General features: G+C 63.8%; 22 protein-coding genes and 4 tRNA genes. 20 read left to right on the top strand and 6 right to left on the bottom strand.

Features of this window, described 5'->3' with window-relative positions; all coding sequences use genetic code 11:
- Positions 1-8 precede the first annotated feature (8 nt).
- From PT282_RS01800 to PT282_RS01810, 3 genes are all read right to left on the bottom strand, one after another.
- Positions 9-770, bottom strand: coding sequence for an SAF domain-containing protein (locus PT282_RS01800; protein ID WP_277167889.1), 762 nt, complete (start codon positions 768-770; stop codon positions 9-11).
- A 152-nt stretch (positions 771-922) separates the two neighbouring features.
- Entirely contained in the window at positions 923-1114 is a 192-nt protein-coding gene (locus PT282_RS01805) for an FmdB family zinc ribbon protein (protein WP_277167890.1), read from the bottom strand.
- A gap of 153 nt (positions 1115-1267) precedes the next feature.
- Positions 1268-2128: a 5-formyltetrahydrofolate cyclo-ligase gene (locus PT282_RS01810; protein WP_277167891.1), complete on the bottom strand. Its 861-nt coding sequence runs from the start codon at positions 2126-2128 to the stop codon at positions 1268-1270.
- A 54-nt stretch (positions 2129-2182) separates the two neighbouring features.
- Here PT282_RS01810 and PT282_RS01815 point away from each other — a divergent pair, with 54 nt between their 5' ends.
- The 12 genes from PT282_RS01815 to dapC all read left to right on the top strand — a co-directional run bounded on the left by PT282_RS01815 (position 2183) and on the right by dapC (position 11840).
- Entirely contained in the window at positions 2183-2833 is a 651-nt protein-coding gene (locus tag PT282_RS01815; RefSeq protein WP_374114129.1) for a GNAT family N-acetyltransferase, read from the top strand.
- A gap of 370 nt (positions 2834-3203) precedes the next feature.
- Positions 3204-4331: a hypothetical protein gene (locus PT282_RS01820; RefSeq protein ID WP_277167892.1), complete on the top strand. Its 1128-nt coding sequence runs from the start codon at positions 3204-3206 to the stop codon at positions 4329-4331.
- 188 nt (positions 4332-4519) lie between these two features.
- Entirely contained in the window at positions 4520-4813 is a 294-nt protein-coding gene (gene groES, locus PT282_RS01825; protein WP_277167893.1) for a co-chaperone GroES, read from the top strand.
- A 171-nt stretch (positions 4814-4984) separates the two neighbouring features.
- The gene (locus PT282_RS01830; RefSeq protein WP_277167894.1) at positions 4985-6067 is read left to right on the top strand and encodes a histidinol-phosphate transaminase; all 1083 of its coding nucleotides are present in this window, start codon (positions 4985-4987) and stop codon (positions 6065-6067) included.
- A gap of 396 nt (positions 6068-6463) precedes the next feature.
- Positions 6464-6545 (top strand) — tRNA-Tyr (locus PT282_RS01835).
- 1 nt (position 6546) lies between these two features.
- A tRNA-Thr gene (locus tag PT282_RS01840) sits at positions 6547-6618 on the top strand.
- Positions 6619-6622: 4 nt separating this feature from the next.
- A tRNA-Met gene (locus PT282_RS01845) sits at positions 6623-6696 on the top strand.
- A gap of 48 nt (positions 6697-6744) precedes the next feature.
- Positions 6745-6915 (top strand): 50S ribosomal protein L33, encoded by a 171-nt coding sequence (rpmG, locus tag PT282_RS01850; protein WP_277156933.1) that lies wholly within the window; start codon positions 6745-6747, stop codon positions 6913-6915.
- 93 nt (positions 6916-7008) lie between these two features.
- Positions 7009-8313 (top strand): UDP-N-acetylmuramate dehydrogenase, encoded by a 1305-nt coding sequence (locus PT282_RS01855; protein WP_277167895.1) that lies wholly within the window; start codon positions 7009-7011, stop codon positions 8311-8313.
- Between the two features lie 167 nt (positions 8314-8480).
- Entirely contained in the window at positions 8481-10052 is a 1572-nt protein-coding gene (locus tag PT282_RS01860; protein ID WP_277167896.1) for an amino acid permease, read from the top strand.
- Between the two features lie 164 nt (positions 10053-10216).
- Complete coding sequence (fdxA, locus tag PT282_RS01865; RefSeq protein ID WP_277146267.1) at positions 10217-10540, top strand: ferredoxin; 324 nt, start codon at positions 10217-10219, stop codon at positions 10538-10540.
- A gap of 163 nt (positions 10541-10703) precedes the next feature.
- Positions 10704-11840: a succinyldiaminopimelate transaminase gene (gene dapC, locus PT282_RS01870; protein WP_277167897.1), complete on the top strand. Its 1137-nt coding sequence runs from the start codon at positions 10704-10706 to the stop codon at positions 11838-11840.
- A gap of 133 nt (positions 11841-11973) precedes the next feature.
- On the opposite strand, the gene PT282_RS01875 is transcribed toward dapC, so the two are convergent.
- Positions 11974-12960 (bottom strand): hypothetical protein, encoded by a 987-nt coding sequence (locus tag PT282_RS01875; RefSeq protein ID WP_277167898.1) that lies wholly within the window; start codon positions 12958-12960, stop codon positions 11974-11976.
- Positions 12961-13384: 424 nt separating this feature from the next.
- On the opposite strand from PT282_RS01875, the gene PT282_RS01880 reads away from it, so the two are divergent.
- Complete coding sequence (locus tag PT282_RS01880) at positions 13385-14317, top strand: CPBP family intramembrane glutamic endopeptidase (RefSeq protein ID WP_277167899.1); 933 nt, start codon at positions 13385-13387, stop codon at positions 14315-14317.
- A 394-nt stretch (positions 14318-14711) separates the two neighbouring features.
- Here the strand turns inward: PT282_RS01880 and dinB are convergent, their stop codons facing one another.
- The gene (gene dinB / locus PT282_RS01885) at positions 14712-16127 is read right to left on the bottom strand and encodes a DNA polymerase IV (protein ID WP_277167900.1); all 1416 of its coding nucleotides are present in this window, start codon (positions 16125-16127) and stop codon (positions 14712-14714) included.
- 256 nt (positions 16128-16383) lie between these two features.
- Between dinB and PT282_RS01890 the strand changes: the two genes are divergently transcribed.
- Both PT282_RS01890 and PT282_RS01895 read left to right on the top strand, forming a co-directional pair.
- Positions 16384-17352 (top strand): DMT family transporter, encoded by a 969-nt coding sequence (locus tag PT282_RS01890; RefSeq protein ID WP_277167901.1) that lies wholly within the window; start codon positions 16384-16386, stop codon positions 17350-17352.
- A 77-nt stretch (positions 17353-17429) separates the two neighbouring features.
- Positions 17430-17516, top strand: a tRNA-Ser gene (locus PT282_RS01895).
- A gap of 315 nt (positions 17517-17831) precedes the next feature.
- On the opposite strand, the gene PT282_RS01900 is transcribed toward PT282_RS01895, so the two are convergent.
- Positions 17832-18629 (bottom strand): GNAT family N-acetyltransferase, encoded by a 798-nt coding sequence (locus tag PT282_RS01900; protein WP_277167902.1) that lies wholly within the window; start codon positions 18627-18629, stop codon positions 17832-17834.
- Between the two features lie 421 nt (positions 18630-19050).
- On the opposite strand from PT282_RS01900, the gene PT282_RS01905 reads away from it, so the two are divergent.
- The 5 genes from PT282_RS01905 (at position 19051) to rpsI (ending at position 24676) form a co-directional block, all read left to right on the top strand.
- Entirely contained in the window at positions 19051-19701 is a 651-nt protein-coding gene (locus tag PT282_RS01905; protein WP_277167903.1) for a YigZ family protein, read from the top strand.
- 321 nt (positions 19702-20022) lie between these two features.
- Complete coding sequence (locus tag PT282_RS01910) at positions 20023-20862, top strand: AbrB family transcriptional regulator (RefSeq protein WP_374114157.1); 840 nt, start codon at positions 20023-20025, stop codon at positions 20860-20862.
- 1036 nt (positions 20863-21898) lie between these two features.
- Positions 21899-23518 carry an InlB B-repeat-containing protein gene (locus PT282_RS01915; protein ID WP_374114158.1) on the top strand — a complete coding sequence of 540 codons (1620 nt, stop codon included), beginning with the start codon at positions 21899-21901 and terminating at the stop codon, positions 23516-23518.
- A gap of 192 nt (positions 23519-23710) precedes the next feature.
- A complete protein-coding gene (gene rplM, locus PT282_RS01920; RefSeq protein WP_277167905.1) occupies positions 23711-24160 on the top strand; it encodes a 50S ribosomal protein L13 in 450 nt (149 codons plus the stop codon).
- Between the two features lie 21 nt (positions 24161-24181).
- Complete coding sequence (rpsI, locus tag PT282_RS01925) at positions 24182-24676, top strand: 30S ribosomal protein S9 (protein WP_277167906.1); 495 nt, start codon at positions 24182-24184, stop codon at positions 24674-24676.
- Positions 24677-24704 lie beyond the last annotated feature (28 nt).

Below are 24704 nucleotides of genomic sequence, written 5' to 3' on the forward strand. Positions count from 1 at the left end.
CGCTTTTGCTATGTGGTCACCATGATCGGCGCTCCTTCCCTCGCGGCGATGACGTTCGCTGCCTCCTGTGGCCGCAGGGCCACCTGGATGTGCGTCGTCGCCCCGGCGTCGCGCTCCGGCTCGTCGTGGCCGGCCTTGATGACGAGCGCGTCCCGTGCCAGCGTGCAGGCGTCGTCCTGGTCTTCCGCGGGGTTTCCGCCGTTCTTTTCGCTGTCGTCATTGCCATCTTGTGAATCGGCCGAATCGGTTTGTGGGTCGGTCTGGCCGTCCGCTTCCGGCCGCTCGGCCGGCATCCCCTCGCCGCAGACTCCCGACGTCACCAGCGAGACCCGCGAGCCTGGCAGCAGCGAGGAGCCCGAGCTCACCACGGCGACGTCGATTACGGTCATCCCCTTGGCGGGTACGGGGGAGGCCCGGGCCATCGGGCGGGTGAGGATGTCGCCGGCGGCGATGTCGACCTGCGCGACCATGCCGCTGGCCTGGCCGGGGGAGGAGAACGCGGAGGCGAGCGGCGGACCCTGCGCCATCCGCACGATCTCGATGTCGCGTTCACGGATGGTGCTGCCCCGGGCGATGGCGCGCGCGGCAGTGGCCACCGGCCTGCTCGCCACCATGCCCGCCATCGCCTGCAGGGCGAGGAACACGGCGAGGCCCGCGCACAGTGCCATCGCCAGCGAGCGGATCGTCCGTGTGCGCCGGCGCTGTTGGAGGGTGGGCTGGCGGGATCCGGGCCGGCCCACCGCTTTGCTGCTATGAAAAAAGGTCATCATGATTGCCATGATGACCTGAACCCAAGCGGATGGAAAGCCCGGACGGGTGATGTGGTCGAACGGTTGGGGTTATCCACATTTCGGGCGTGTCGCGCCCTGTCGTGCCGTTTCGACCTGCCTTGCGGATGGCCGCGCGGCGACCCGCGTCCCGCTTACTTGGAGGATTCGCTCTTGTCGGTGCGGTAGAAGCCATGCCCCTTGAACTCGATGGGCACCGCCGAATAGACCTTGCGCACCTGCTCCTCGCCACACTTGGGGCATACGGTGATCGGGTCGTCGGTGAATGACTGCCGTTCGGTGAAATCGTAGCCGCAGTTCTTGCAGCGATAATGATAGGTAGGCAACGGTCCCTCCACAAAGTCGACGAATCAAAGAATAGACTGTTCATATCCTAGTCCCAGGCCGGACCGCGGCGTTCTCCGAAAGGGAACCGGGCCGCCGGCGAAGCTCACGCCCGGGCGCGTGCGGGCCCGTTTCGGCCACTTGTGCCCGTCTCTTCAGGAACGCAGCCGCACCATGCGCTCCGACGTGAGCACGGCGTCCACGGCGATGTCGTGCGGCAGATGCGGCACCGCGGCGTGGCGGCCGACGAACTCCCAGTCCCAGCAGACGCCGACTTTCAGGGTGGCGGGGGAGCAGTGCCCGAGGGCGCGGTCGTACCAGCCGCCGCCACGTCCGAGCCTGCTGCCGTCGAGGTCGATGGCGAAGGCGGGGATGAGCACGAGCCTCGCCGTCGCAAGCGCCTCCGGGCCGAGGGTCTCGCTCGCCGGTTCCGCCGGTCGGAGCCCTCCTCTGGCGCTGCGTGGCATGGCTCGCAGCGCATCCGAACCTTGGTAGGCGCCGAAGCCGATGTCGCGTCCGCGTCCGAGCCGGGGCACGAGCACCCGCAGCCCGCGCGCCAGCAGGCCGTCCAGCAGCGCCAACGTGGGCGCCTCGGTGCCCATCGAGACATAGCCGGCCACGGTGTCGCCGCGGCGAAGGGCTATCGTTCGCGGTTCGGAGGGGCTGGTGTCCGTACGTTTGTCGGCCATATGTTCTTTGCCGGTTTGGACGCCGTCCGTACGACCACCGTTCGCATACTCGTGGTCCGTATCCGTATGGCCTATGGCCAATCCTTTATCCCCGCGCGGCGTCGCAGCCGGAATCTGCACATCCGTCTTGGTTTGGAATGCGGATGTGGTTCCGTCGTCAACCACGCGCACGGCCTGGGCCATCACCGTCGCCAGGCGCTCGCCGGCCGTGGTCCTTTCGGCCTCGCCCACGCCCCGTCGCTCGGCGACGGCCTGATGGCGCATCCGGCGCTTGCTCGCCTCGATTTCCCGGCCCGCCGTCCCGTCGCTCACCCATGTGCTCTCCATGCCTCGTATGCTAGCCCGTCGTTCGTCCAGTGTCCGACGGCGTATCATGAAGGCGTGTCTGTCCTGAGATCCCTGCGTGGCGCGCTCACCCCCAACCCCAATGCCATCACCATGCCCTCGCGGCTGCTGGCGCCGTCCGGTGCGATCCAGATCGCCCTGCGCCCGCTGGGCGTCGAGGACGAGGCCGGGTGGAGCCAGGTGCGCGCGCGCAACGCCGACTGGCTGCGGCCCTGGGATTCCGGCGACCCCATGCACGGCCCCGGCCTCACCTTCAACACCTGGTTGCAGCGCCAACGCCGCGACGAGCAGGACGGTGTCGCCGCACAGTTCGCCATCGTCTACCAGATGCGGATCGTCGGCCAGGTCTCGGTGGGCGCCATCAGCTACGGCTCCATCCGCTCGGGCAGCGTCGGCTATTGGGTCGACCGGGACCACGCGGGCCTCGGCATCGCGCCGCTGTCGGTGGCGATGCTCGCCGACTGGGCGATGTGGAGCCCCAACGGCCCCCGTCTGCACCGCCTGGAGATCGCGATGCTGCCGGGGAACGGACGGTCGAAGCGGGTGGCGCAGAAGCTCGGCGCCCATCACGAGGGGCTGCGGCGCGCCTACATGTACATCCGCGGCGAATGGCGCGACCACGAGGTCTACAGCCTGCTGGCCGAGGATGCGCCGGAAGGGTTCGCGGCGCGGTTGCTGGGGCGCTGACAGGACCCTGCGCCATCGAGTCGTGGCAAGGATTGGCGCGGCGGGATGCGTTCCTCGGCGTGTCGCCCGACTTCGCGGCGTTTTGCGGGCAGGCTAGCGGCCAGACGACACGCGTGTGGTTTATCGCCTCAAAAGTCACGAACTCTCTCTATTCTAGAGAGATATGGATTATGCGTGGTTGAGCAGTGTCATCGTGCTGGTCATCCTCACGGTCCTTGTTATCGGCTGGCTGCCGCGGCGAACGGTGGACAGCATGAAAAGGGTGGTTGAGCATACGGCCGACAAGTATTCACTGTCGTTGCATCTGGTCGATGCCGAAAGTGGTACCAGGTTCTCCGATGGTCGTCACGCTCTCTCGGAAGGGGTAGTCATGCGCTCGGAACAAGCGGGGGATGCTGCCAAGGCGGCGGCCGGCAAAGAGGCGAAACGTGTGGCCCGTATCCGTCGCCTGAGGCGTCAGGCCGCGCGTCGGCGCGCCATCATCGCCCTCTCCCTGCTCGCGCTGACCGTCGTCGTCGCCATCGCGGCCCTCGCCTTCCGTTTCAGTCTTCTCTTTGCGCTTATTCCCTTCGCCCTGCTGGTGGCGGTCCTGGCGTTGGGCGCCAGGGCGTCCAGTCATGCCCGTGAATGGGAGCGCCAGCTCAAGCTTCGGCGCCACAGCCGTGCCATGGCCGCCGCCAGACGCGGGGTCGCGGCCGCTAAGCGCGTCGGCCAGCTCGAGGCGGCGGCCCAGTCCGCCCAGTCCGTTGACGCCTCCGCCGATGCTCCCGCCGCCCGCGATGAGGACGACGAGCCGACCGGCGTCATGGAGCAGCGCGAGATCCGCCAGGCCCTGCGCGCCAGCCGTGCCGACCACCGCCGCGTCGAGGCGATGAGGGCCGAACGCGAGCATGCGCGGGCCGATGCCAAGGTCGAAAGCCAGCCCGTCGCCAAGGCCGGCAAGCCGCAGGCCGCCAGTGCCGTCAAGAAGACCACGGCGAACCGTTCCGTCTCCAAGACGAATGCGTCCAAGCCGGCATCGGGCAGCAAGACCGCCGAATCCGCCAAGGCCGCGAAGCCCACCAGCCAGGCCAAGGCCGTCGCTCGCGTGGAGCATGAGGCCAGCGACGCCACCCACGAGCTCAAGCAGGTCCATCCGGTTCCCGCGCTCGACGTCGTCGACATGGTCAGCAACCAGGACCTCATCTCCTTCTCGCTGGGCGCCCCGCGTTCCGGCGTCGAAGTGCGTGCCGAGGAGCCGCAGAGCCTGGAGATCAAGTCGACCAAGCAGGTCGCCAAGGCCGTGCCACAGGATGCCGATACTTCCGAAACCGCTTCCGCTTCCGCCAAAGCCGACGACACCGCCGGCAAGGGCAGGTCGTCCAAGGCCGCCGGCAAGGCAGCCGAGGTCGAGTCGTTCCATGAGTCCGAGGTGTCGGCCGACGTCGAGGCCCCGAGCGGCACGTCCGATTCGCTGGGCGTCGGCCTGGAGAAGATCCTCGCTCGCAGGGGTGCCTGAGCGCCGCCGTTGCGCGGATTTGTGAAGGTTTCACTCAGAGCGTTAGCACTCGGGTTGGCAGAGTGCTAATTTTCGCGCTACGATGGTTGGTAAGCGCAAAGGGACGGTGCCGAAAGTGATCGTCAGCCTCTGAAAGCGGTGTCCTCGCGCGAGGAAATGAAATGCTCACTAGAAAGAGGAGGTCCACAGTGTCGATCTCACTTACACCGTTGGAAGACAAGATTATCGTGCGTCAGGCCGAGGCGGAGACCCAGACCGCATCCGGTCTCTACATCCCCGACAACGCCAAGGAGAAGCCGCAGCAGGGCGAGATCCTGGCGGTCGGCCCCGGCCGTCGCGACGACAACGGCAACCGCGTGCCCATGGACGTCAAGGTCGGCGACAAGGTGCTCTATTCCAAGTACGGCGGCACCGAAGTCAACTACAAGGGTGAGGATTACCTCATCGTCGGCGCGCGCGACGTGCTCGCCATCCTGAACTGATCGGCATCCGCCAACGCGGTTTTTCGATGTGCCCCGGCTGTTTCGGCAGTCGGGGCACATCGCGTTGTACGGCCGGTTCCACCGGTTCCTTCGATTGTCGCCAGCACTTGGGAAACGGCGGTTTCGGAACGCGAGAGGCATGCCCGATCCACCACGGCTTACAATGCATATATGACTTATAAACATCGCCCGATAATCGACACCATTCCCGCCTACAAGCAAGGCAAGCCGGCCCCCGCGCTCGCGGGCCAGCGCTCCTTCAAGATCTCGAGCAACGAGAACCCGTATCCGCCGCTGCCCAGCGTCCAGAAGGCCATCGAAAGCCAGGCGCTCGACCGCATCAACCGCTACCCCGACATGTCTGGCTGGCAGGTCGTCAGCAGGCTCGCCGAGGACTACGGGGTCGAGCCGAACGAGGTCGTGCTCGGCTGCGGGTCCACCGAGGTCATCACCCAGCTGGTCGACCTGCTCGCGGGCCCCGGCGACGAGGTCATCTACCCGTGGCGCAGCTTCGAGGCCTACCCGATCATCGTCTCCGGCGCGGGCGCCACCAGCGTCCAGATCGCCAACCGCCCCGACGGCGGCCACGACATCGACGCCATGATCGCCGCGATCAACGACAGGACCCGCCTGATCATCGTCAACAACCCCAACAACCCGACCTCCTCCTCCGTCTCCGACGCCGAGGCCCGCCGCCTGATGAAGGTCGTGCCGAGCGATGTCATCGTGCTTTTCGACGAGGCCTACATCCACTTCAACACCGCTGCCGGCACCAGCGTGGCCATGGACCTCTTCCGCGAGTATCCGAACATCGTGGTGGCCCACACCTTCTCCAAGGCCTACGGGTTGGCCGGCCTGCGCATCGGCTACGGCATCGCCCGCGCCGACGTGGCCGACGGCATGCGCAAGCTGTCGATCCCATTCGGCGTCACCCAGACCGCGCAGGTGGCCGCCGTCGCCTCCCTGGACGCCAAGGACGAGCTGATGGACCGTGTCAAGGCACTGATCGCCGAACGCGGCCGTATCGTCAAGGCGCTGCGCGAACAGGGCTGGGACTTCCCGGAGCCCTACGCCAACTTCTTCTGGCTGCCGCTGGGGGAGCGGACCGCCGAGGCCGAGGCGCGCTTCAAGGCCGCTGGCCTCTCCACCCGCGTCTTCGATGGCGAGGGCATCCGCATCTCCATCGGCGAGCATGAGGCCAACGACAAGGTCATCGCCGTCTGCCAGGGTCTCAAGGACGACCACATCGCCTGATCGCCTGATCGTTCAGGTGCTCGGGCATTCGGGCACTCGAACATTCGGGAGCGTCGAGCCGCCAGTGGTTTCGGCGCGCCGATGAGCCCGGACATTCCCGCGGGCGTCGCCTGGCCGACGAGTCATTGTCGTCGACGGGGCGGCGCCCGCTGGTCGTATGATCCACCAATATCGCTCCGAACAGAATAGGTGCGAGATGGTCAAAAGGCCGGAATATGACTGACATCGAAGTGCCGAAAACGGTGTGATACCGGGGCTTAGTCCAGTTTCGTCCGCCACGCCACCAGACGCAAGGCACCGGTTTCGACACACAGGGCGTGTCGGGAACTTGCGTAGGTCGGCGGTTCATGGCATTATAGTCAAGTTGCCCAGCCAAGCTGATGTTTGGTTCGCAATGGCGGATTTCCCAAGCGGTCAAAGGGAGCTGACTGTAAATCAGCCGCTTATAGCTTCAGTGGTTCGAATCCACTATCCGCCACGCCTCGATAGCTCAGTGGTAGAGCACTTCCTTGGTAAGGAAGAGGTCGTGAGTCCGATTCTCACCCGAGGCTCTCTGGCGGGATAGCTCAGCTGGTTAGAGCGTACGACTCATAATCGTAAGGTCAAGAGTTCGAGTCTCTTTCCCGCTACAAAGATCGGCATACGTCGGTTGGAAAACAAACGCAGAAGGTGAACCAATGGCAAGCAAAAGCGCCGCAGTCCGTCCGGGCATCACGCTGGCATGCACGGTGTGCAAGGAGCGTAACTACATCACGACCAAGAACCGTCGCAACACGCCGGATCGTCTTGAGCTCAAGAAGTTCTGCTCTCGTTGCGGCAAGGAGACCGTGCATCGCGAGACTCGTTGAGTTCTGGCGAGATAGTGCAAGCCTGACTTCGGTCGGGCTTTTTTCATATCCGAACGTGTGGGGAAGCCAATCATGGACAATGCCAGAGCAGGCGTGAACGCAAGTGGACCGGGGCAGGAGGCCGCACCGACGCTGGCGCAGCTGACGACCATCGGCGTCGGCGGGCCCGTCGCACGGTTCGTCGAGCCCGAAAGCGAAGCCGACTTCATCGATGCCGTGCACGCGGCCGACCGGGCGGGTATGCCGCTGCTGGTCATCGGCGGAGGCTCGAACCTGTTGGCCGGTGACGCCGCGTTCGATGGTGTGGTCGTGCGCGACCGGCGCCGGGGCATCGAGGTCCTGCCGGCGGCCGAAACACAATCCGGTCAGCATGCGGACGCGGGGGAGGGCCTTGTCACCGTCCGCGCGGATGCCGGCGTGAACTGGGATGATTTCGTCGCCTTCTGCGTCTCCTCCGGTTTCATGGGCGTCGAAGGTCTCTCCGGCGTGCCCGGCACGGTCGGTGCCTCGGTGGTGCAGAACATCGGCGCCTACGGCCAGGAGGTCGCCACATCGGTCGTCTCGGTCCGCGTCCTCGACCGCGCGAGCGGCGAGGTGGATCGGCTCGGTCGCGACGACATGCGCTTCGGCTACCGCAGCTCGCTGCTCAAATCCAGCATGTACGCCGCGCCCGCCAAGCCGGCGGACAGCTATTTCCCGACGCCACGGTATGTGGTGCTCTCGGTGACCTTCGCCCTACGCCGCGGCACGCGCGACGAGGTCGCCTTCGGCCAGCTGGCCAAAGCGCTCGGCGTGCGGGTGGGCGAGCGGATGCCGATCGGCGAGATCCGACGGGCCGTGCTCGAAGTGCGCGCCGGCAAGGGCATGCTCGAGGATCCGGGCCGCTACGCCACGCCATGGATGCGCGGCTGCAAAGACAAAGGCAACGTGCCGATCGAGGGTATGGACGAGGTAAACGCGCCAGGTAATGCCACGGGGAACGCATCAGGCGACACCGCATCGAGTGACACCGCTGGGCCCGCGATGGCGGGCGCTCCCGACTTCGACCGCCACAGCTGTGGTAGCTTCTTCATGAATCCCATCCTCGCGTCCGACGTCGCGCAGGCGCTGCCCGAAGACGCCCCGCGCTTCGACGCGACCCAGCCCAACGGCCAACCCGGCGTCAAGACCTCGGCGGCCTGGCTGATCGACCACGCCGGCTTCCACAAGGGCTTCAAGGTCCGTCCGGACGCCCATGCCGGCCTCTCGTCGCGCCACACGCTGGCCCTGACCAACCGGGGCGGCGCCACGGCGGCCGACATCGCCGAGCTGGCGCGCACCATCCAGGATGGCGTCGAGCGGGCCTACGGCATCCGTCTCGTGCCCGAGCCCGTGGTGGTGGGGATGGACCTGCGCTAGGGCCCGCGAAAATATCATGCTATTCAATCAGATAGTTATCGTCTAATATGAGTGTCCGAGATATGGCTGCCGGACCACGAACTTGCTCCGGTGACCCTACGCTACAGAATGACACGTCTTATGGCATGTGCGCGTAAACACGTGTCATCGAGGGGGAGGCAGTTGACATGAAGCTGTTCAGGACCAAGTCGGTGGAGCAGGCGCTCGCCGAAACGACCACCGGCGACCGCAAGCTGGTGCGCAATCTGGGCGCGTGGGATCTGGCCATCATGGGGGTGGCGGTTGCCGTCGGCGCCGGCATCTTCTCCATCGGCGCGCAGGCCGCGGCCTACCACGCCGGGCCCGCGGCGATCATCAGCTTCCTGATAGCCGGTGTGATCTGCGGGGCCGCGGTGATGTGCTACGCGGAGTTCGCCTCGATGATCCCCGCGGCCGGCTCGGCCTACACCTTCACCTACACCACTGTCGGCGAGATCGTGGCGTGGGTCATCGGCTGGGACCTCATCCTCGAGATGCTGTTCGCCGGCTCGGTCGTATCCAAATATTGGAGCGTCTACCTCAACGATTTCCTGCGGCTCATGGGCTTCCACGCCAGCACCGAGATCCACTTCGGTTCGTTCACCTTCGACTGGGCGCCGCTGATCGTCATCACGTTCTTCACCGTCCTGCTGGTGCTGGGCACCAAGATCGGCGCGCGCGTCGACGGCGCGTTCACGATCCTGAAGATCGGCATCGTCATTTTCGTGGTGGTCGTCGGCTTCTTCTATGTCAAGATGTCGAACTACACGCCGTTCATCCCACCGAGCGAACCGGCCAGCAAGGTGCTCGGCCCCTCGTCCGGCGGCGTGATGACCCAGCCGCTCTTCCAGTGGCTCACCGGCCAACAGCCCACCGTCTACGGCATTTCCGGCATCGTCTCCGGCGCCGCGTTGGTCTTCTTCTCCTTCCTCGGCTTCGACGTGGTCGCCACCGCGAGCGAGGAGGCCAAGAACCCGAAGCGCAACGTGCCGCTGGGCATCGGCATCGGCATGGTGATGGTCATCGTCATGTACATGCTCGTCGCCATCGTCACCACCGGCATGGTCTCCTACAAGGACCTGGCGAAGGCCAAAGACCCGTCGCTGGCCACCGGTTTCGAGCTCGCGGGCGCCACCTGGGCGGCCAAGATCATCTCCTTCGCCATCGTCATCGGCCTGACCACCGTGGTCATGGTGCTGCTGCTCGGCCTGACCCGCGTCATCTTCGCGATGAGCCGTGACGGCCTGCTGCCGCGTGGCCTCTCCAAGGTCGGCAAGCACGGCACGCCCGCCAAGCTGCAGATCGCCGTCGGCGTGCTCTTCGCCATCGTCTCGTCCTCGTTCGACGTCTCCATCCTGGCCGACATGGTCAATATCGGCACGCTGTCAGCCTTCACCCTGGTCGCGATCTCGATTCCGATCATGCGCAAGAAGCGCCCCGACCTGCCGCGCGCCTTCAAGATCCCCGGCAACCCGTGGGTGCCGATTCTGATCGCGCTGGCCAACCTGTGGCTGATGATCAACCTCTCCGTGCTCACCTGGATCCGTTTCCTCGTGTGGCTGCTGATCGGCTTCTGCATCTACTTCGGCTATTCCTACCGCCATTCGCTGCTGGGCCGGGGCAAGCTCGACGAAGCGGTGGCGCATGCCGAGGAGCAGGCCGAGGAGGCCAAGACCATCGCCGGCGTCGTCCAGACCGACACCGAGACCCGCCGCGCCTAGCGCCCGCCCTGTCGTTTCCGGCCGACGCGACGGTCTCGCGAAGCTCCCATCCCGTCTTTCCGGCGGTGCCGACATCACGGTGTGCTCGCCGCCGACGGGCCTGCCGTGCCGTCGCTGCGTCCACGTAATCTAAAGAAAGTTCAGGTTGTAAGGAGGCCTCCTCGATGGCTTATGTGATTGCTCAGCCCTGCATCGATGTCAAGGACAAGGCGTGCGTGGATGAATGCCCCGTCGACTGCATCTATGAAGGCGACCGTACGCTCTACATCAACCCCAACGAGTGCGTCGACTGCGGCGCCTGCGAGCCCGTGTGTCCCACCGAGGCCATCTTCTACGAGGACGACGTGCCTGAGGAATGGTCGTGGTACAAGGACGCGGCCGTCACCTACTTCAACGACCTCGGCGATTTGGGCGGCGCGCAGGCGGCAGGTCCCTCCGGCAAGGACGAGGCCCGCATCGCCGCGCTTCCCCCGCAAAACCAGGACTGATTGCTCTTTCTTTCCGAGCCCGCCAGACTTCGTCATTCGCTACGGAGTCCGGCGGGTTTTCGCGTTGTGGATACAGCCGGCGAAACGGTGGCTGCCGTTTGGCGTCGTCATCGCTATCATCGAACCATAGTGCTGTTCGGAGCGACGCGAAAGGCGGCGAGAGATGGGTTTTTACAGGTTTGATTCCCCCTACGACTGGGGTCGCGTCGCGCCGTACAAGAAGATCGCGGCGCAGGCCGAGGGCGGCATGGTCGACCTCTCCGTCGGCTCGCCGGTCGACCCGGTGCCGATGAGCGTGCAGCAGGCGCTCGCGGTATCCACCGACCTCGCCAACGCCCACGGCTACCCGACGGTGGCCGGCAGCGAGACCCTGCGCATGGCCGTGCCGACATGGTTCCGCGTGAACCGCGGTGTCGATTTCGAGGCGATCGACGCCGATTTCGTACCCACCGTAGGCTCCAAGGAAGCCGTCGCGCTGATGGCCTCGCTGCTGCATTTCGGCCCGGGCGACGTCATCGTGCAGCCCGCCGTCTCCTACCCGACCTACGACATCGGCACCCAACTGGCCGGTGCCAAGACGTTCAAGGCCGCCGACATCGCCGACGTGGACTCGTGGCGTTCTATCCCCGGAGTCAAGGCCGTCTGGGTCAATTCTCCTTGCAATCCCACCGGCGAGGTGCTCTCGGCTTCGCAACTGCACGCCATCGTCGCCGCCGCGCGCGAGATCGGCGCCGTGGTGCTCTCCGACGAATGCTATGCCCTGCTCACCTGGGCGGGGGATGACGACGCCGAGCCGTCGCCCGCGCCCTGCATGCTGCAACCGGACGTGTGCGACGGCAGCGCCAAGGGCATCCTCGTGCTCTATTCGCTGAGCAAGCAGTCCAACATGGCCGGCTACCGCACCGCGCTCATCGCCGGCGACCCCGACCTGGTGCGCCCGATGACCGTCTACCGCAAGCAGATCGGCGAGATCATCCCCGGCCCGATCCAGGCGGCGATGGGCGCCGCGCTGCGCGACTTCAACGCCGTCAACGCCCAGCGCGAACGTTACGACGCCCGCCTGCGCCAGCTGGTCGGCGGACTGTGCGCCGCGGGCTACGACGCGCGCATGCCCCAGGGCGCGCTCTACGTCTGGACGCGCGCGAGGTCCGGCGACTGCTGGCGCGACATGGACGACCTGGCGCATCTGGGTATCATCGCCAGCCCCGGCGAGTTCTACGGCGACCCCACCCACCTGCGCTTCTCCGCCACCGCCCCCGACTCCGCCATCGCTGACGCCGCCTCCCGCCTCCGTCGCTGATACTTTGTGTGGTAGATTGCGTTGAAAAGCAGAAAAGATGCCCTCTCAATCTGCTTTTGAACGTTGAGAGTTAGTGTTGTGCGTTGAAAAGCAGATTCTGCTGCTGCTTTTCTGCTTTTCAACGCAATGTAGGTCAGCGCAGGCTGGGGAACGGGTGTATACGTGGCAATCCCGCATCAATCAGTTTGCTTACCAGCGTTGTGCGTCGCATCGTTTCCGTGAAATCAAGACGGACGATTTTGGTAATTGAGGTTTTGGCGAGCAAATCGCGCTCGCGCTCCTTTTCCTCATGCACGACTTGGCGAACGCTGTGATAATTCGTCATTTCGGGATTGACGTATTTTCCCATACCGTCGAATTCTACGGCTATGAGTTTGTGGGACGGCAACTGGTACGTCATGTCGACGCGGTACGTGCGATTGATGCCTGCGTCGTTCCTGATCCGGAATTCTTGTTGCAATCTCGGTACGCCGAAGCCTTCCTCGAGCATGATGGCGCGGCACAGTGACTCTCCGCCGTTTTCGCTTAGAGGGTCGGCATAATGCAATAACCGACGTAGTTTTTGCCGTAAAGGACGTGGAATTCCAGGCATGGGCGTCATGCTTTCCTTGCTGGCCAACTGGTTTCTCAGCGCGGAATCGAACATGGGCAATACTTCATGGAACCGGTAGTGTTTCGCGCAATGGCAGAGGGCCTCCGTCACGGGAACGGTCGATGATTTGGCCAGTTTGGAAGCATGGTCGCCCATGGATTGGATGTATCTGACATTCTCGTTTCGATTTGTCCCCATTGCCCTGCCCGTGGCGAGAAAGACCTGGTTGCCATCATGAAGCCAGGATGGATGCTCGATGCCATAGGCGCTGATGGCGCTGATTCCCGCGAATACCCATTCGGGGTGCCAATGGTGCAGCCCATTGATAATCCGGAAATATCGCTCGTTGCGACCTAACTGGCTCCATGAGTCGCTGCGTGCATAAAGGCCGTGCCGGGTGCGGGTGACCTCGCCCGATTTTGCGAGCAGTCTGAGTATCTGCTGGTCTCGATGGTCGTGGGTATGTAGGCAGCGTCGTTGACTCTCGGCGTTGTCCAGTTGTGCGCTGATACGTGGATTTACTCTCATTGTTCCAAGCTAAGGCGGCGGGATTCGGGCGAAAAGCCGAAGCAGGTAGTGTGGTCGAACGCTTGGCATTTTTGATTTTCCCGGGCGTGTTGTGGATAACTCGGCGCAGCGATGTACCGAATGTGACTGGTGTTGTGGATAAGCGTGATCCTGAAGTGTCGGTCGACGAGACGAGATGCCTTTCGATTGCGTTGAAAAGCAGAATGTAAACCGTATAAATCTGCTTTTTGACGCTGCTAGATATTGGGTTGCGTGGAAAAGCAGAATAGTACCCGCATTTTTCTGCTTTTCAACGCAATATGGGGTTGTGCGTCACCGATGATTGCCCGCAACCACCTCGGTACGTTTCGCTATGGTGTGGAATATGCGCACATATCACGAATCCCGTAAGGCTGACTTGCTGACCGAAGACCATCCGCGTCGCTTGTACGCTACTGGAGGCTGCACGCCCGAGCCGGCGAGGCTCAACCCGTTGCTGCGGGGCCTGGTGTTCTTCGCGGTGTTCGTGGTGGCCATGATGGTGGTTTCGATGGTGCTGATGGGCGTGTATGCCGCCGCTACTGGCAGCGGCGTCCGCGCGTCGGACCAGGACGTGCATTCGCCGGTGACGCTGCTGGGGATGCTCGGTGAGATGCTCGCGGCGATCGCGGGATATGTGGTCGTCGTCCGTTTCATGGAGCGTCGCCGCCATCCGCTCGAATTGCGTGCCTCGCGCTGGCCGGGGCTGTTCGCGGGATTCGCCATCGGTTTCGCGGCCATCGGCATCTGCATCGGCGTGCTCGCCATCGCCGGCGATTACCGCGTCGTCGGCTTCGACTCACATTACAGCCCGTGGATCGACCTGCTATCCATGGGCGTGTGCGCGGGCATCGCCGAGGAGATCCTCATGCGCGGCATGCTGCTGCGGCTCGTCGAGGAATGGCTCGGCTCATGGGGCGCCGTCATCGTCTCCGCGTTGGTGTTCGGCCTGCTGCACCTGGGCAACCAGGACGGCACGGTGTGGGGCGGGGTCGCCATCGCCATCGAGGACGGCATCCTGGCCGCCGCGCTCTACTTCGTCACGCGCTCGCTGTGGGTGTGCATAGGCCAGCACATCATGTGGAACATCGCCGAAGGCCCGATTTTCGGCTCCGTCGTCTCGGGCAACGGCCGGCAGGATTCGTGGCTGGTGTCCCGCTGGTCCGGTCCCGACATCATGACTGGCGGCAACTTCGGCCTCGAGGCCAGCATCGTCCCGGTGGTGCTCATGGGCATCGCGGGCGTCGCATTGCTGGTCTACGCCCAGCGCAAGGGGCTGCTGGTCCGGCCGTCCTGGACGCGCAGGCGGATACTGTCCGGACTATCCGGCGAGCGTTGAAAAGCAAATGTGTGTCCTAATGAATCTGCTTTTCGACGCGGCGGTAAGTTGGTCGGCGTCGAAAAGCAGAAAATGTGTGGCCTGAATCTGCTTTTGGACGCGGTGAGAAGATAATCGGCGTCGAAAAGCAGAAAAATGTGGGCACCATTCTGCTTTTCGACGCGGCGGTAAGATGATCAGCGTCAGAAAGCAGAGAAGCCAGCTTTGCTTTGCCAAGCGTCTCTGGGCATGCGCTTCGAGGGTGGCGCTGATTGATAACAGCGACCGAAAGCATGAAAACCTGTGCTTTTCGTCGCTTCGAAACCGGAGATGCGACGAAAAGCACGTTTACACCCTCGCTTTCGTGCTTTTGGTCGCAGTGAGGCACTCAACGGTTTGCCGCTTTTCCGCTGAATCACGCTTCGGGATTGTGGTTGTTGGCGGTCTGCCGGGCCTTCCAGTCGCCGTGCTCCAGGCCGAGGCTGGCGGCGCCGGAGCCGTAGCGCTCGCGGACGGCGTCGAGTACTGATTCGGCGTTGCGCAGGTTGGCGTTTTTCCCTTTTGAAGTCTCATCGTTCTGGTTGCTGGCGCTCGGGTTGGTTGTTTCGTCTTCACGACCGTTGCGGCGCTTGGCGCCATCGCCATCCCCGCCGTCAGCTACGCCATCGCCCAGCATGTCCTCGATGGTCAGCTGCACCGGCGTGGTCTCCTTGGCGCTCAGCGAGCTGGCGCTCACCCCGGCCAGCCTGATTTCGCGTGGCAGGGGAGCGTCGTCGGGAGCGTCGGCAGGCATCCTGAGCATCGCCTTCAGCAGCGCCACGGCCTCGGGATACATGGTGGCGGCGGTGTCGGTGGGCCGTTCGAGCGTGTGCGCCTTGGTCGAGTAGCTCATGTCGGCGAAGCGCAGCTTGACGTTCACCGTCCGCGCCACGAGCCCCTTGGCGCGCAGCGTGTGCGTCACCTCGTTGCTGCAGTGGTGCAGTAGCTCGCGTACCTTGGCGGCGTTTCTCGTGTCCTTCTCGAAGGTGATCTCCGCGCCGATGGATTTCTCCGGCGCATGGGTGACGATGGGCCGCTCGTCCTGCCCGCGCGCGGCGAGATAGAGGTTGTGCGCGGTGATTTTCGAACGCGTCGCCTGTGCGAGTGTCGTCTCGTCCATCTCGGCCAGTTCGGCCACGGTCCTGATGCCCCATTCGCCCAGTCGTTTCTCCAGCGACGGCCCGACACCGGGGATGCCTCGCAACGGCATCATCCGCACGAATTCGGCGTGCCGTGCCTTGGGGATGAGCAGCATCCCGTCCGGCTTGGCGTTGGTGGAGGCCATCTTCGCCACCAGCTTGTTGGCCGCGATGCCCACCGAGCAGGTGATGCCGAAGCGCGCCGCGACCTGCGCCCGGATCCACGCGCCGATGACGCTCGGCGACTTCCAGCGCAGCAGCGCGCCCGAGACGTCCATGTAGCCCTCGTCCACCGAGACCTGCTCGATCCGGTCGGTGACCTGCCGGAACACCTCGTCGAAGATGCGCTTGGACATCTTGCGGTAGTAGGCCATGTCGACCTGCACGTAGGCGCCGCCGGGGCAGAGCTGCTGCGCCCGCACCATCGGCATCGCCGAGTTCACCCCGTATTTGCGCGCCTCGTAGTTCGCCGCCGAGACCACGCTCCGCGGCCCGAGCCAGCCGATGATCACCGGTCGTCCGCGCAGCTCTGGATGCCGCGCGGTCTCCAGCGACGCGTAGAAGGCGTCCATGTCGATATGCAGCACCGTGCAGCCACTCTCGTCGTGGCCCCAGTCGCGTTTCGCGGCCGCGTTCCTTGGTGCTGTGCTCATACCCTCATTGTAGGGTCGCTGCCGCGCTTTCGGCCCGCGTTCGTCGAAGGCGCGACGCCGGATCCGCCGGTCCGAGCGAATTCCCACTACGCCCGTCACGGCAAGGTAGGGGACGGCTAGGGAACAAGCGGAAAGCCGACGTAGAACGGAAGTAAAACAGAAGTAAAACAGAAGTAAAACGGACGGAAGCAGGTGGCGCGTTCCGGCATTAGATAATCCGTCGTGTCATTGTCTGGTTTGGTGTAGCGTGGGCGTCATGAGGTCATCTCCGGTCAACGTGGTGCGCAATGGCGCCGATGTCGTGCTCAATCGCCTGCCGGTGGTCGCCATCGTGATGGTCGAGGGGCTGATGATCTATCTCGCCACCTCAATCGCCAAGCTCGCCTTCACCCAGCTCGACCCGTTGCTGGCCGCCTGGTACCGTGTCGGTTTCGTCGCCATCCTGCTTTTCGCCTGGCGCCGCCCGCTCTCGCGCGCCAAACGCAAGGGGCTGCCCAGGACCCGCCGCGACTGGGGCATCGTGGTCACCGCGGGCGTGTCGGTGATGCTGATGAACACCATGTTCTATCTGGCCATCAGCAACATGGACATGGGCATCGCCGTCTCCATCGAGTTCATCGGCCCGCTGGCCGTCGCCGTGCTCACCGGCCATGGCTGGCGCGAGCGGGTCGGCATCCTGCTGGCGGCCTGCGGTGTGGTGCTGCTCGCGGGCATCTCGCTGGCGAACCCCGCCAAGCAGGCGCGGTTCCTGGTCGGCCTCGTCGCCATCCTGATCGACGGGGTGATGTGGGGGCTCTATATCGTCTCGGGCCGCCAGGTCGCGCAGCGCGCCAACCCGCTCGACTCGCTGAGCCTAGGCCTGGGCATCGCGTGGCTGCTGCAATCCCTGTTCCTCGCCGTCCCCGCCGTGCGCGGCGTGGCCAGCCCCAAGCCCGGCGCGACGTGGGCCCGCGGCCCGTTCGGCTCGTGGAAGCTGCTGGCGGTGCTGTTCGTCGTCGCGTTCTTCGCTTCGTTCCTGCCCTATCTGATCGACCAGTTCATCATGCGCCGCGCCTCCTCGGCACGTTTCTCGGTCATCCAGTCGGTCAATCCCGTCATGGCCGTGCTGGTCGGCCTGCTCATCGGCGAGGTACCGACGTGGGGCGAGCTGGCGGGCGTCGCCATGGTGATCGCGGCCGTCATCGTCACCTTCTCCGGCGACATGCGACACGCTGAGACCGAATGAACGCCGCCATTCGCTGGCATGCGTCCGCTGATGATGCTAAAGTATTGAAACGTTGCGTTCGCATAGCGTCGCGATGTGGAGCTGTGCCTGAGTGGCCGATAGGGGCACCCTGCTAAGGTGTTAACCGCGCAAGCGGTTCGAGGGTTCGAATCCCTCCGGCTCCGCTTTAGAGGTATAAATCAAGATGCGGTCGGGAGTAGGCTCAAGCTTACTCCCGACTTGCGTTTCGGATGTTTTCGCGAGTCAGTCAGGTCCGTCGCCGATCATTGGGGATTGCGGCGAATGGCGAAGGCGCGGACTCATGACGTACTCACGGGTTGTCTGCCGCAGCTCGGATATCTCATCGCTCCGTGGTTTCGACGTCAGCTGACATCGGTGTCTTCGGGTCCAGGTCGACCTCGGTCGCAAACGGAGTTTCCCGGCCCGTACCATAACCCTTATGGCTCCCAGCTTCCCAAGGTCGCCTGATTGTCATGGCTTCATCCCCGCTGTTCGCGCCGTTCCCACTGTTCCCGGGTGACCACCCGGATGATGGCGTCGTGCCGCTCGCCGATCAGCGGGAAGTAGTCGCCGTCCTTGCGGCAGACGGCCCGCATGCCGCAGTGCTCCATCACCTTGCCGGAGGCCGGATTCTCCACGTAGTGCCCGCCCCACACCGCGTTGGCGCCGAGGTCCGCGAAGGCGTGCCGGATCATCGCCTCCAGCGCCTCGCTCATCAGCCCGTGGCCCCAGAACGGCCGTCCGATCCAGTAGCCCAGCACGCGGTCGCCGTCGTAGTGGGCCAGCGCCCGCTCCAGCTCGTCTGTATCCATGCCTTCGAAAAGCCGGTGCCCGTCGATGGCCTCGCGCACGAACGCGCCGACGTGGTCGTCCGGCCCGGTCTTTTTCAGCTCGATGGCGCCGATGGGCTTGCCGGGCGTGGCCGCCGTCATCTCGTCGCCGGCTCCCGACGTTTCGGTGCCGTTGCCGGTGCGATTGTCGTCTCCTGCGCTGTCACTGTCGCCGTCATTCCCGCCGACATGCTCGTCTTCGCCACTGGTCGCGTTATCGCCGTCGTCCTTGCCGCACCCGGCACCGCGCAAGGTGATGGCATAGTTCTCGTCTCCGGTGAACACATGGTTGAGCGTGTCCATGCTTTCGGCGGCGTCGCGGTGCGGCGTCCACCCGCAGCGCGGCCCGATGTCGGGGTCGCGGGCGTATTCGAACAGCGAGGCGGCCTCGTCCGGGTCGTTCCTTTTCCAGTGGCGCAGCGTCAGGCGCGGGGTGATGATTTCCATGGCGTCATGATAGGTCGCGTTCCGCGCCGCTTCAACAATCCGCCGGATGGTGACATGCCTGGGGTGGGTGACACGCCTAGCTGAATGGCATGCCTGGTTGGGCAACACGCCTGACTAAACAACATGTCTGGCTAGATGACGTGCCGGCTTGAATGACACGCCTCGTGGCCGGCATCGGTCAATGGTGCTATATCTGTGTGTCGGACGTACCTTTGTCGATGGAAGGGGAGCCAAAGGTACGTCTTTGTCCCTTTGTCTCCTTAAAGAGCCAGTGTATCCTCTTTTCGCGCTTTTCGCCGTCAGGTCCGCTTTTCGGCTTCTGGATCATGGACGTCGTCCGCTAGAGTGGGTCATGGATCTGTCCACAATATCGGGCCTGACACCGGACCCAGATGGAGCCATTCTAGACAAGGGAGGTGCGATGACTGGGATTTCCAGACAACCCAAGACGATTGACGGGTTTTCGACGGTCGTCGACACTTCCGAGCGCCCGGCGCACGACTCGTTCGTCGAGAAGAAATCCGAATTCATCGGCGATGTCTGCCATGTGGACACCCTCGACGAGGCGCTCGCGTTCGTCGATGCCATCCGCGAGCGGCATCCCAAGGCCCGCCACGTCGCCTACGCCTCGATCGTCGGAGCTGCCCAGGGTGCGGCCAAGGAGCGGATGAGCGACGACGGCGAGCCCTCCGGCACCGCGGGCAAGCCGATCCTCGACGTCATCCGCGTCAACAAGCTCACCGACTGCGTGGTGACGGTCACGCGTTATTTTGGCGGCATCCTCCTCGGTTCGGGTGGGCTGATCCGGGCCTACGCCACGGGTGCGTCGATGGCGGTGAAGGCCGCCGGCAAACGTCGCATCGTGCCGATGACACGCTACCGGGTGGTGCTGGAATATCCGTGGTTCGACCGTTTCGAGCAGCTGCTGGCCGGTGTGGGCGGCGAGGAGACCGGCCGCGAGTTCACCGACCGCATCCGCATGGAGCTCGCTGTGCCGAGCGCGAACGCCGACGATTTCGCCGCCCGTGTCCGCGAGACATTCAACGCCCGCGCCAGGCTGACAGCTCTCTGAGCCCTATACCGCCGTACAAGTCGGCTTCAGCTCGTTCGATCCGTCGGCTATGGCGATGCACGTCTTCAATGGTCTTACGTCAATTCATGAGACAGCAGTCTGATGGCTCGCGGATTGCCGTGTGGCTTGTTTCTCCAACGGTTGGATCGCCATACGTGAACCGAGTGCGTTTCCTCGTAGTGAGGTTCGCGCATCCCTGTCATCGGACCATACGATGGCCACCTGCGAGGCGTCAGCCACCTTGCCGAGCGGTCTGGTTGCCGTCGACTCGGCAAGGGGTGCCGGTCGGGCGGGCTGGGCTAAGCTGGGCGCATGAGCGAAATGGACCAGCAAGAGACGAACGGCGAGCAGGGCGAGGCTGTCGCGCAATCTGACCCGCAGCGGGACGATGCGCAGGCGAATACGCAGTCCGAGGCCAATGACGCCACCGACGCCAAGACTGCCGATGCCGGCACAACAGATGGCGCTGGTACCTCCACTGCAGATGCGTCCGATGGCACCGGTGCCGCCAAAGCCGGCGATGAGGCCGCCGGCAGCGTCGCAGACGCCCATGATGGTGACGACGCCGACGACGACTTCGAGCCGCTGACCAACACATACGAGGAGCTGCGCCACACAGCCGATGCCGCCGAGCTGAGCGCCGCCGCCCGCAAACCGCTGCCACCGAAGGCCGACCAGTCCGCCTTCTCCCGCGCCACGGCACTGCTCGAGGCGGTGGCCGGCAACAGTCACACCCCGATCGAGGACCGCATTTTCCTGGCCAAGACTATGCCCTTCCCGAACATCCTGGTCAAGCTTTCCGAAGACCCCGAGGACAGCGTGCGCGAAGCCGTGGCCGCCAACGCCGACGACAAGAACTGGCTGGTCGGCCGGCTCACCAAAGACAAGGTGGGCAAGGTCCGCGAGGCCGCGCTGCGCAACCCGCAGACCTCGTGGAAGATGCGTCTGGAGGGGGCCGAGAACCTCGAGACCACCGCCGCCACGCTCGATTTCCTCGCCAAGCTCGGCGTCGAGCTCGAGCCCGAGGCCCCCGCGATCCTCTCGGCGATGGTACGCCGCGCCGTTGCGCTCAACCCCAACTGCGGGCCGGACACGCTCGCCAGACTTGCCGGCGACGCCTCCACCGACGTGCAGCACGCCGCCCAGAGCCGCCAGTCCTGAGTCGTTCGCTCTGAGTCATCGATCCTGAGTTGTCGGTCTTGGGTCGTCAGCCCAGAGCCACCAGTCCAGAGTTGCCAGTCCTGAGCCAAGACTTCCTGAGTCTCTGCTCCTGAAGTCGTCAGTCCTGAGTCGTTCGCGTTTCCTCCTGCCTCAAATCGTCCTTTCCTGCCCGAAAACGTACATTTTCATGGCCAAAAATGTACTAAAACGTGCAGGAATGGTCTTTTAGAGGCGGGAACGGCAAGGTGAAGGCAGGAAAACCCGGACGGAGGCGTGATTCGGGCTGGCGGTCATTCGTCATGTGCCCGCATCCGCGATGATCCGATGGTGTTGAGCTCTCGTGTGGTGATTGGTCGGCTTTTCTTCGTCGGCTTGCTACATCGTATGTTGCCTTTTGTGTTATGATTCGAAGATTTAACGCAGAATGTGACAACCACTGTGTATATTTGAAATGCAAGTGTGCGGTGTCGTATCGGTCGATCACAGCCGGCAGAGTCGTTTGGCGCTGTGGTCGCGATGTATGCAAAGGGGAGTCGTCATGGATATGCGCAGGACGGTTGGCAGTCTGCTGACGGGATTCGTCGCCTTGGCCGTATCGTTCGGCATCGCCCAGCCCGCCGCGTTCGCCGTCGAAACTCCCAGCGCGCCCGCCGCCTTCGCTTCGCCCGACTCTGGTTCAGCATCTCCCGCCGATGGCAATTCAAGCGGGGGGCTTGCCAAACAGCCTGATTCCCCGGTTCCGAACAATTCCGCGCAGGTAGGATTTCAATCCAAGCAGCCACAAACCAAGACCGAGGTTTCGCCACAAGGTGTCACGTGCAACACAGTCCCAGCTCATACGCCATGGACGGGCACAGGCGGAACGGTGTATTGGAATGTCCACCTTAGTGGGGACGGCAACGATTGTGTGCTCGAACTCGAGAGCGGAACGGTACCGAATTATGGAATACAGGGAGCGGATGATTTAAGGGAAATTCCATGGAATAATACTACGGTTACTCGCGTGGAAACAGGGAATGTGAAAGTCGGCACTTCCATGATTGGAATGTTCAATATGGCCCACAACCCTTCATTGCGATCCGCAGATGTCCGGGGCCTCGATGTTAGCGACGTTGAATCGTTTTGCTGGTTGTTCATGGGTGACTCGCAACTGACCAAGGTTGAGGGGATGGACAATTGGAATGTCTCCAACAGACTTACAAACGTGGGCAATATGTTCTATGGATGCAACATCTCATCATTGGATTTGTCGCGTTGGGATATGTCGAACGTCACGTACTTTGATGGATGTTTTTGGGGTCTTGGGTCAAAGTTACGTTTCTTGAAGCTCCCGGCAAATGTAAGGAACATTCCGACAACTGCATTTACCACTGATGTTAATGCCGGGCCAAGTGACGCCAGTTGGTCCAACGTTCCTTACTATGTTGAAGACACTCCGGGAAATACGTCAGCTAGTCCCTTTTATCCGTACAACACAGGAATTGTTGCCACGTCTTTTTCTGTTTGGCGCGGCCGTCCCTATGCTGTCTCCTTCAATGCCAACGGGGGAGCAGGAACAGCCGATACGCTCAAGGGCGGCTGGCCCGATAACCCCGGTGTGACTCTGGCCTCCGGAGCCGGGTTCACTCGCGCGGGCTACAGGCTGGTGGGCTGGAGCAAGACCGCCAACGCAACCTCTCCCGACTATGCGCTTGGTAGCTCCTACACGCCGACCGATGATGTGACGTTGTATGGCGTGTGGCTGCCCACGCCCACCGTTTCCAACGATCTGCTGTTCCCGTGGATGAACGGGGGAGAGGCCGGCAAGGTGAAGGTCTCCGGCGCGGTTCCGCAGGGTGGCGGAGTCCGGGCGGTGCAGTCCGGCGACAAGATCGAGGTCGCGCTGATGCCCAAGGGCGATCCCGGCTCGACGAATCCGAGCGTCGGCACGCCCGCCGCGGCCAACGACGTCACTCTGGATACGGCGTCGTGTTCCGCAACCGCCTGCAACTGGTCGGCCACATTCCCGATATCCACGCTGTCCGATGCCGACGATGTGGGCCAGGGCATGTCGTATGTGTTCCGCGCGCGGTTGGTGACGGCCTCGGACAGCAATTCGGATTACGCGTTCTCCGCGGGCAAGCGGGCCGATCTGGTCGCGCCGGCGGTCACGGGAGCGACGTTCAACAAGCGTGCGCGCACGGTATCGGGCAGCGTGTGGAGTTCCGGCGACGCCTCCAAGCAGCCCAACCGCGCCAAGGAAACCAAGTTCTCGGTGACCGTGGCCTGGCCCGCAGGCTCGTCGCCGGCAACCACCACACTGACCTGCGATTCCGGAACGGCCAGCATCGTCGGCGCCACCTGCCCGTCCGCAGGCTCCGGCGATGGCACGTTCACCTTGCAGGTGCCCAGCGGTGTCAAGCTCAAAGGCGACTCCCACATGACGGCCAAAGACGCCCCATCTGCGGACGAGCCGACGCTGGTGGGCGGCGGGGAACCCAACGTCTCAACCGCGGTGACGTTCGACACCACCATGCCCATGGTCGCCTCATTGCCCATGACCGGCGGCGAGGCCCCGGCCGTGTGGTGGCGCCGCATCCTGCTCCCCGCGCTCCTCGCCGGCACGGTCGCCGTCGTCTTCGGCGCCCGCCGCCGTCGCCTCACCATGCGTCGCTGAACCGTCGTGTTGCGGTTGGTCGGGGCATTCGGTACAATGGTGAGTTGTTGTGTTTCCCTACGGGGTCCTTCTAAGCGCTTTCCCACTCGCACTAGGACTTTCAGGGAGCCCACGGATAAAGCGGTCGGAGAGGCATCATCGCAAGGTTTTGCCGATTTGGCCGGGAACACAATATAAGGAAAAGGTACACTCGTGAAAACTTTCACACCGAAGCCAGCTGACCTGACTCACGACTGGTACATCATCGACGCCACCGACGTGGTGCTGGGCAAGCTTGCGACCAGGGCCGCGCTTTTGCTGCGCGGCAAGAACAAGCCGACGTTCGCGCCCAACGCCGATCTCGGCGACCACGTCATCATCATCAATGCCGAGAAGATCGCTCTGACCGGCAAGAAGATGGACAAGGTCCTCTACGCGCATTCCGGCCGCCCGGGTGGCCTGCGCGCCGACAGCTATGCCAAGCTGCTCAAGACCAATCCTGCCCGCATCGTCACGACCGCGGTCAAGGGCATGATGCCGAAGAACCGCCTGTCCAGGGTCGAGCTCGATCGTCTCCATGTCTTCGCTGGCCCCGATCACCCGCACACCCCTCAGAAGCCCCAGCCCATCGAAGTCGACAAGATTTCGCAGCAGGGCAAGTGAACCGAAAGGAGACAATGAATCATGGCTGAAAACAACAATGGTAACTCCGCGGTTCAAGAGACCGAAGAGGAAATGACTTCGTACAGCACCGAGACCAACTCCGGCGCTGGCACCGGCACCTCGCAGATCGCCCCGGGCTATGGCACCGGCCGCCGCAAGGAAGCCGTCGCCCGCGTGCGTCTGGCTCCGGGTTCCGGCAAGTGGACCATCAACGGCCACAGCCTCGAGGAGTTCTTCCCCTCGCGTCTGCAGCAGCGTGAGGTCAACTCCCCGATCGTCCTGCTCAAGCTCGAGAACAAGTTCGACATCAACGTCCTGGTCAACGGCGGCGGCACCACCGGTCAGGCCGGCGCCATCCGCCTCGGCGTGGCCCGCGCTCTGAACGCCATCGACCGCGACGCCAACCGCGCCACGCTCAAGAAGGCTGGCTTCCTCACCCGCGACGCCCGCGTCGTGGAGCGCAAGAAGGCTGGTCTGCACAAGGCACGTCGCGCCCCGCAGTTCTCGAAGCGTTGATCTCGCTTTCCAACTGTTGCGAATCCCT

Source organism: Bifidobacterium sp. ESL0763, from assembly GCF_029433395.1.
Lineage (GTDB): Bacteria > Actinomycetota > Actinomycetes > Actinomycetales > Bifidobacteriaceae > Bifidobacterium.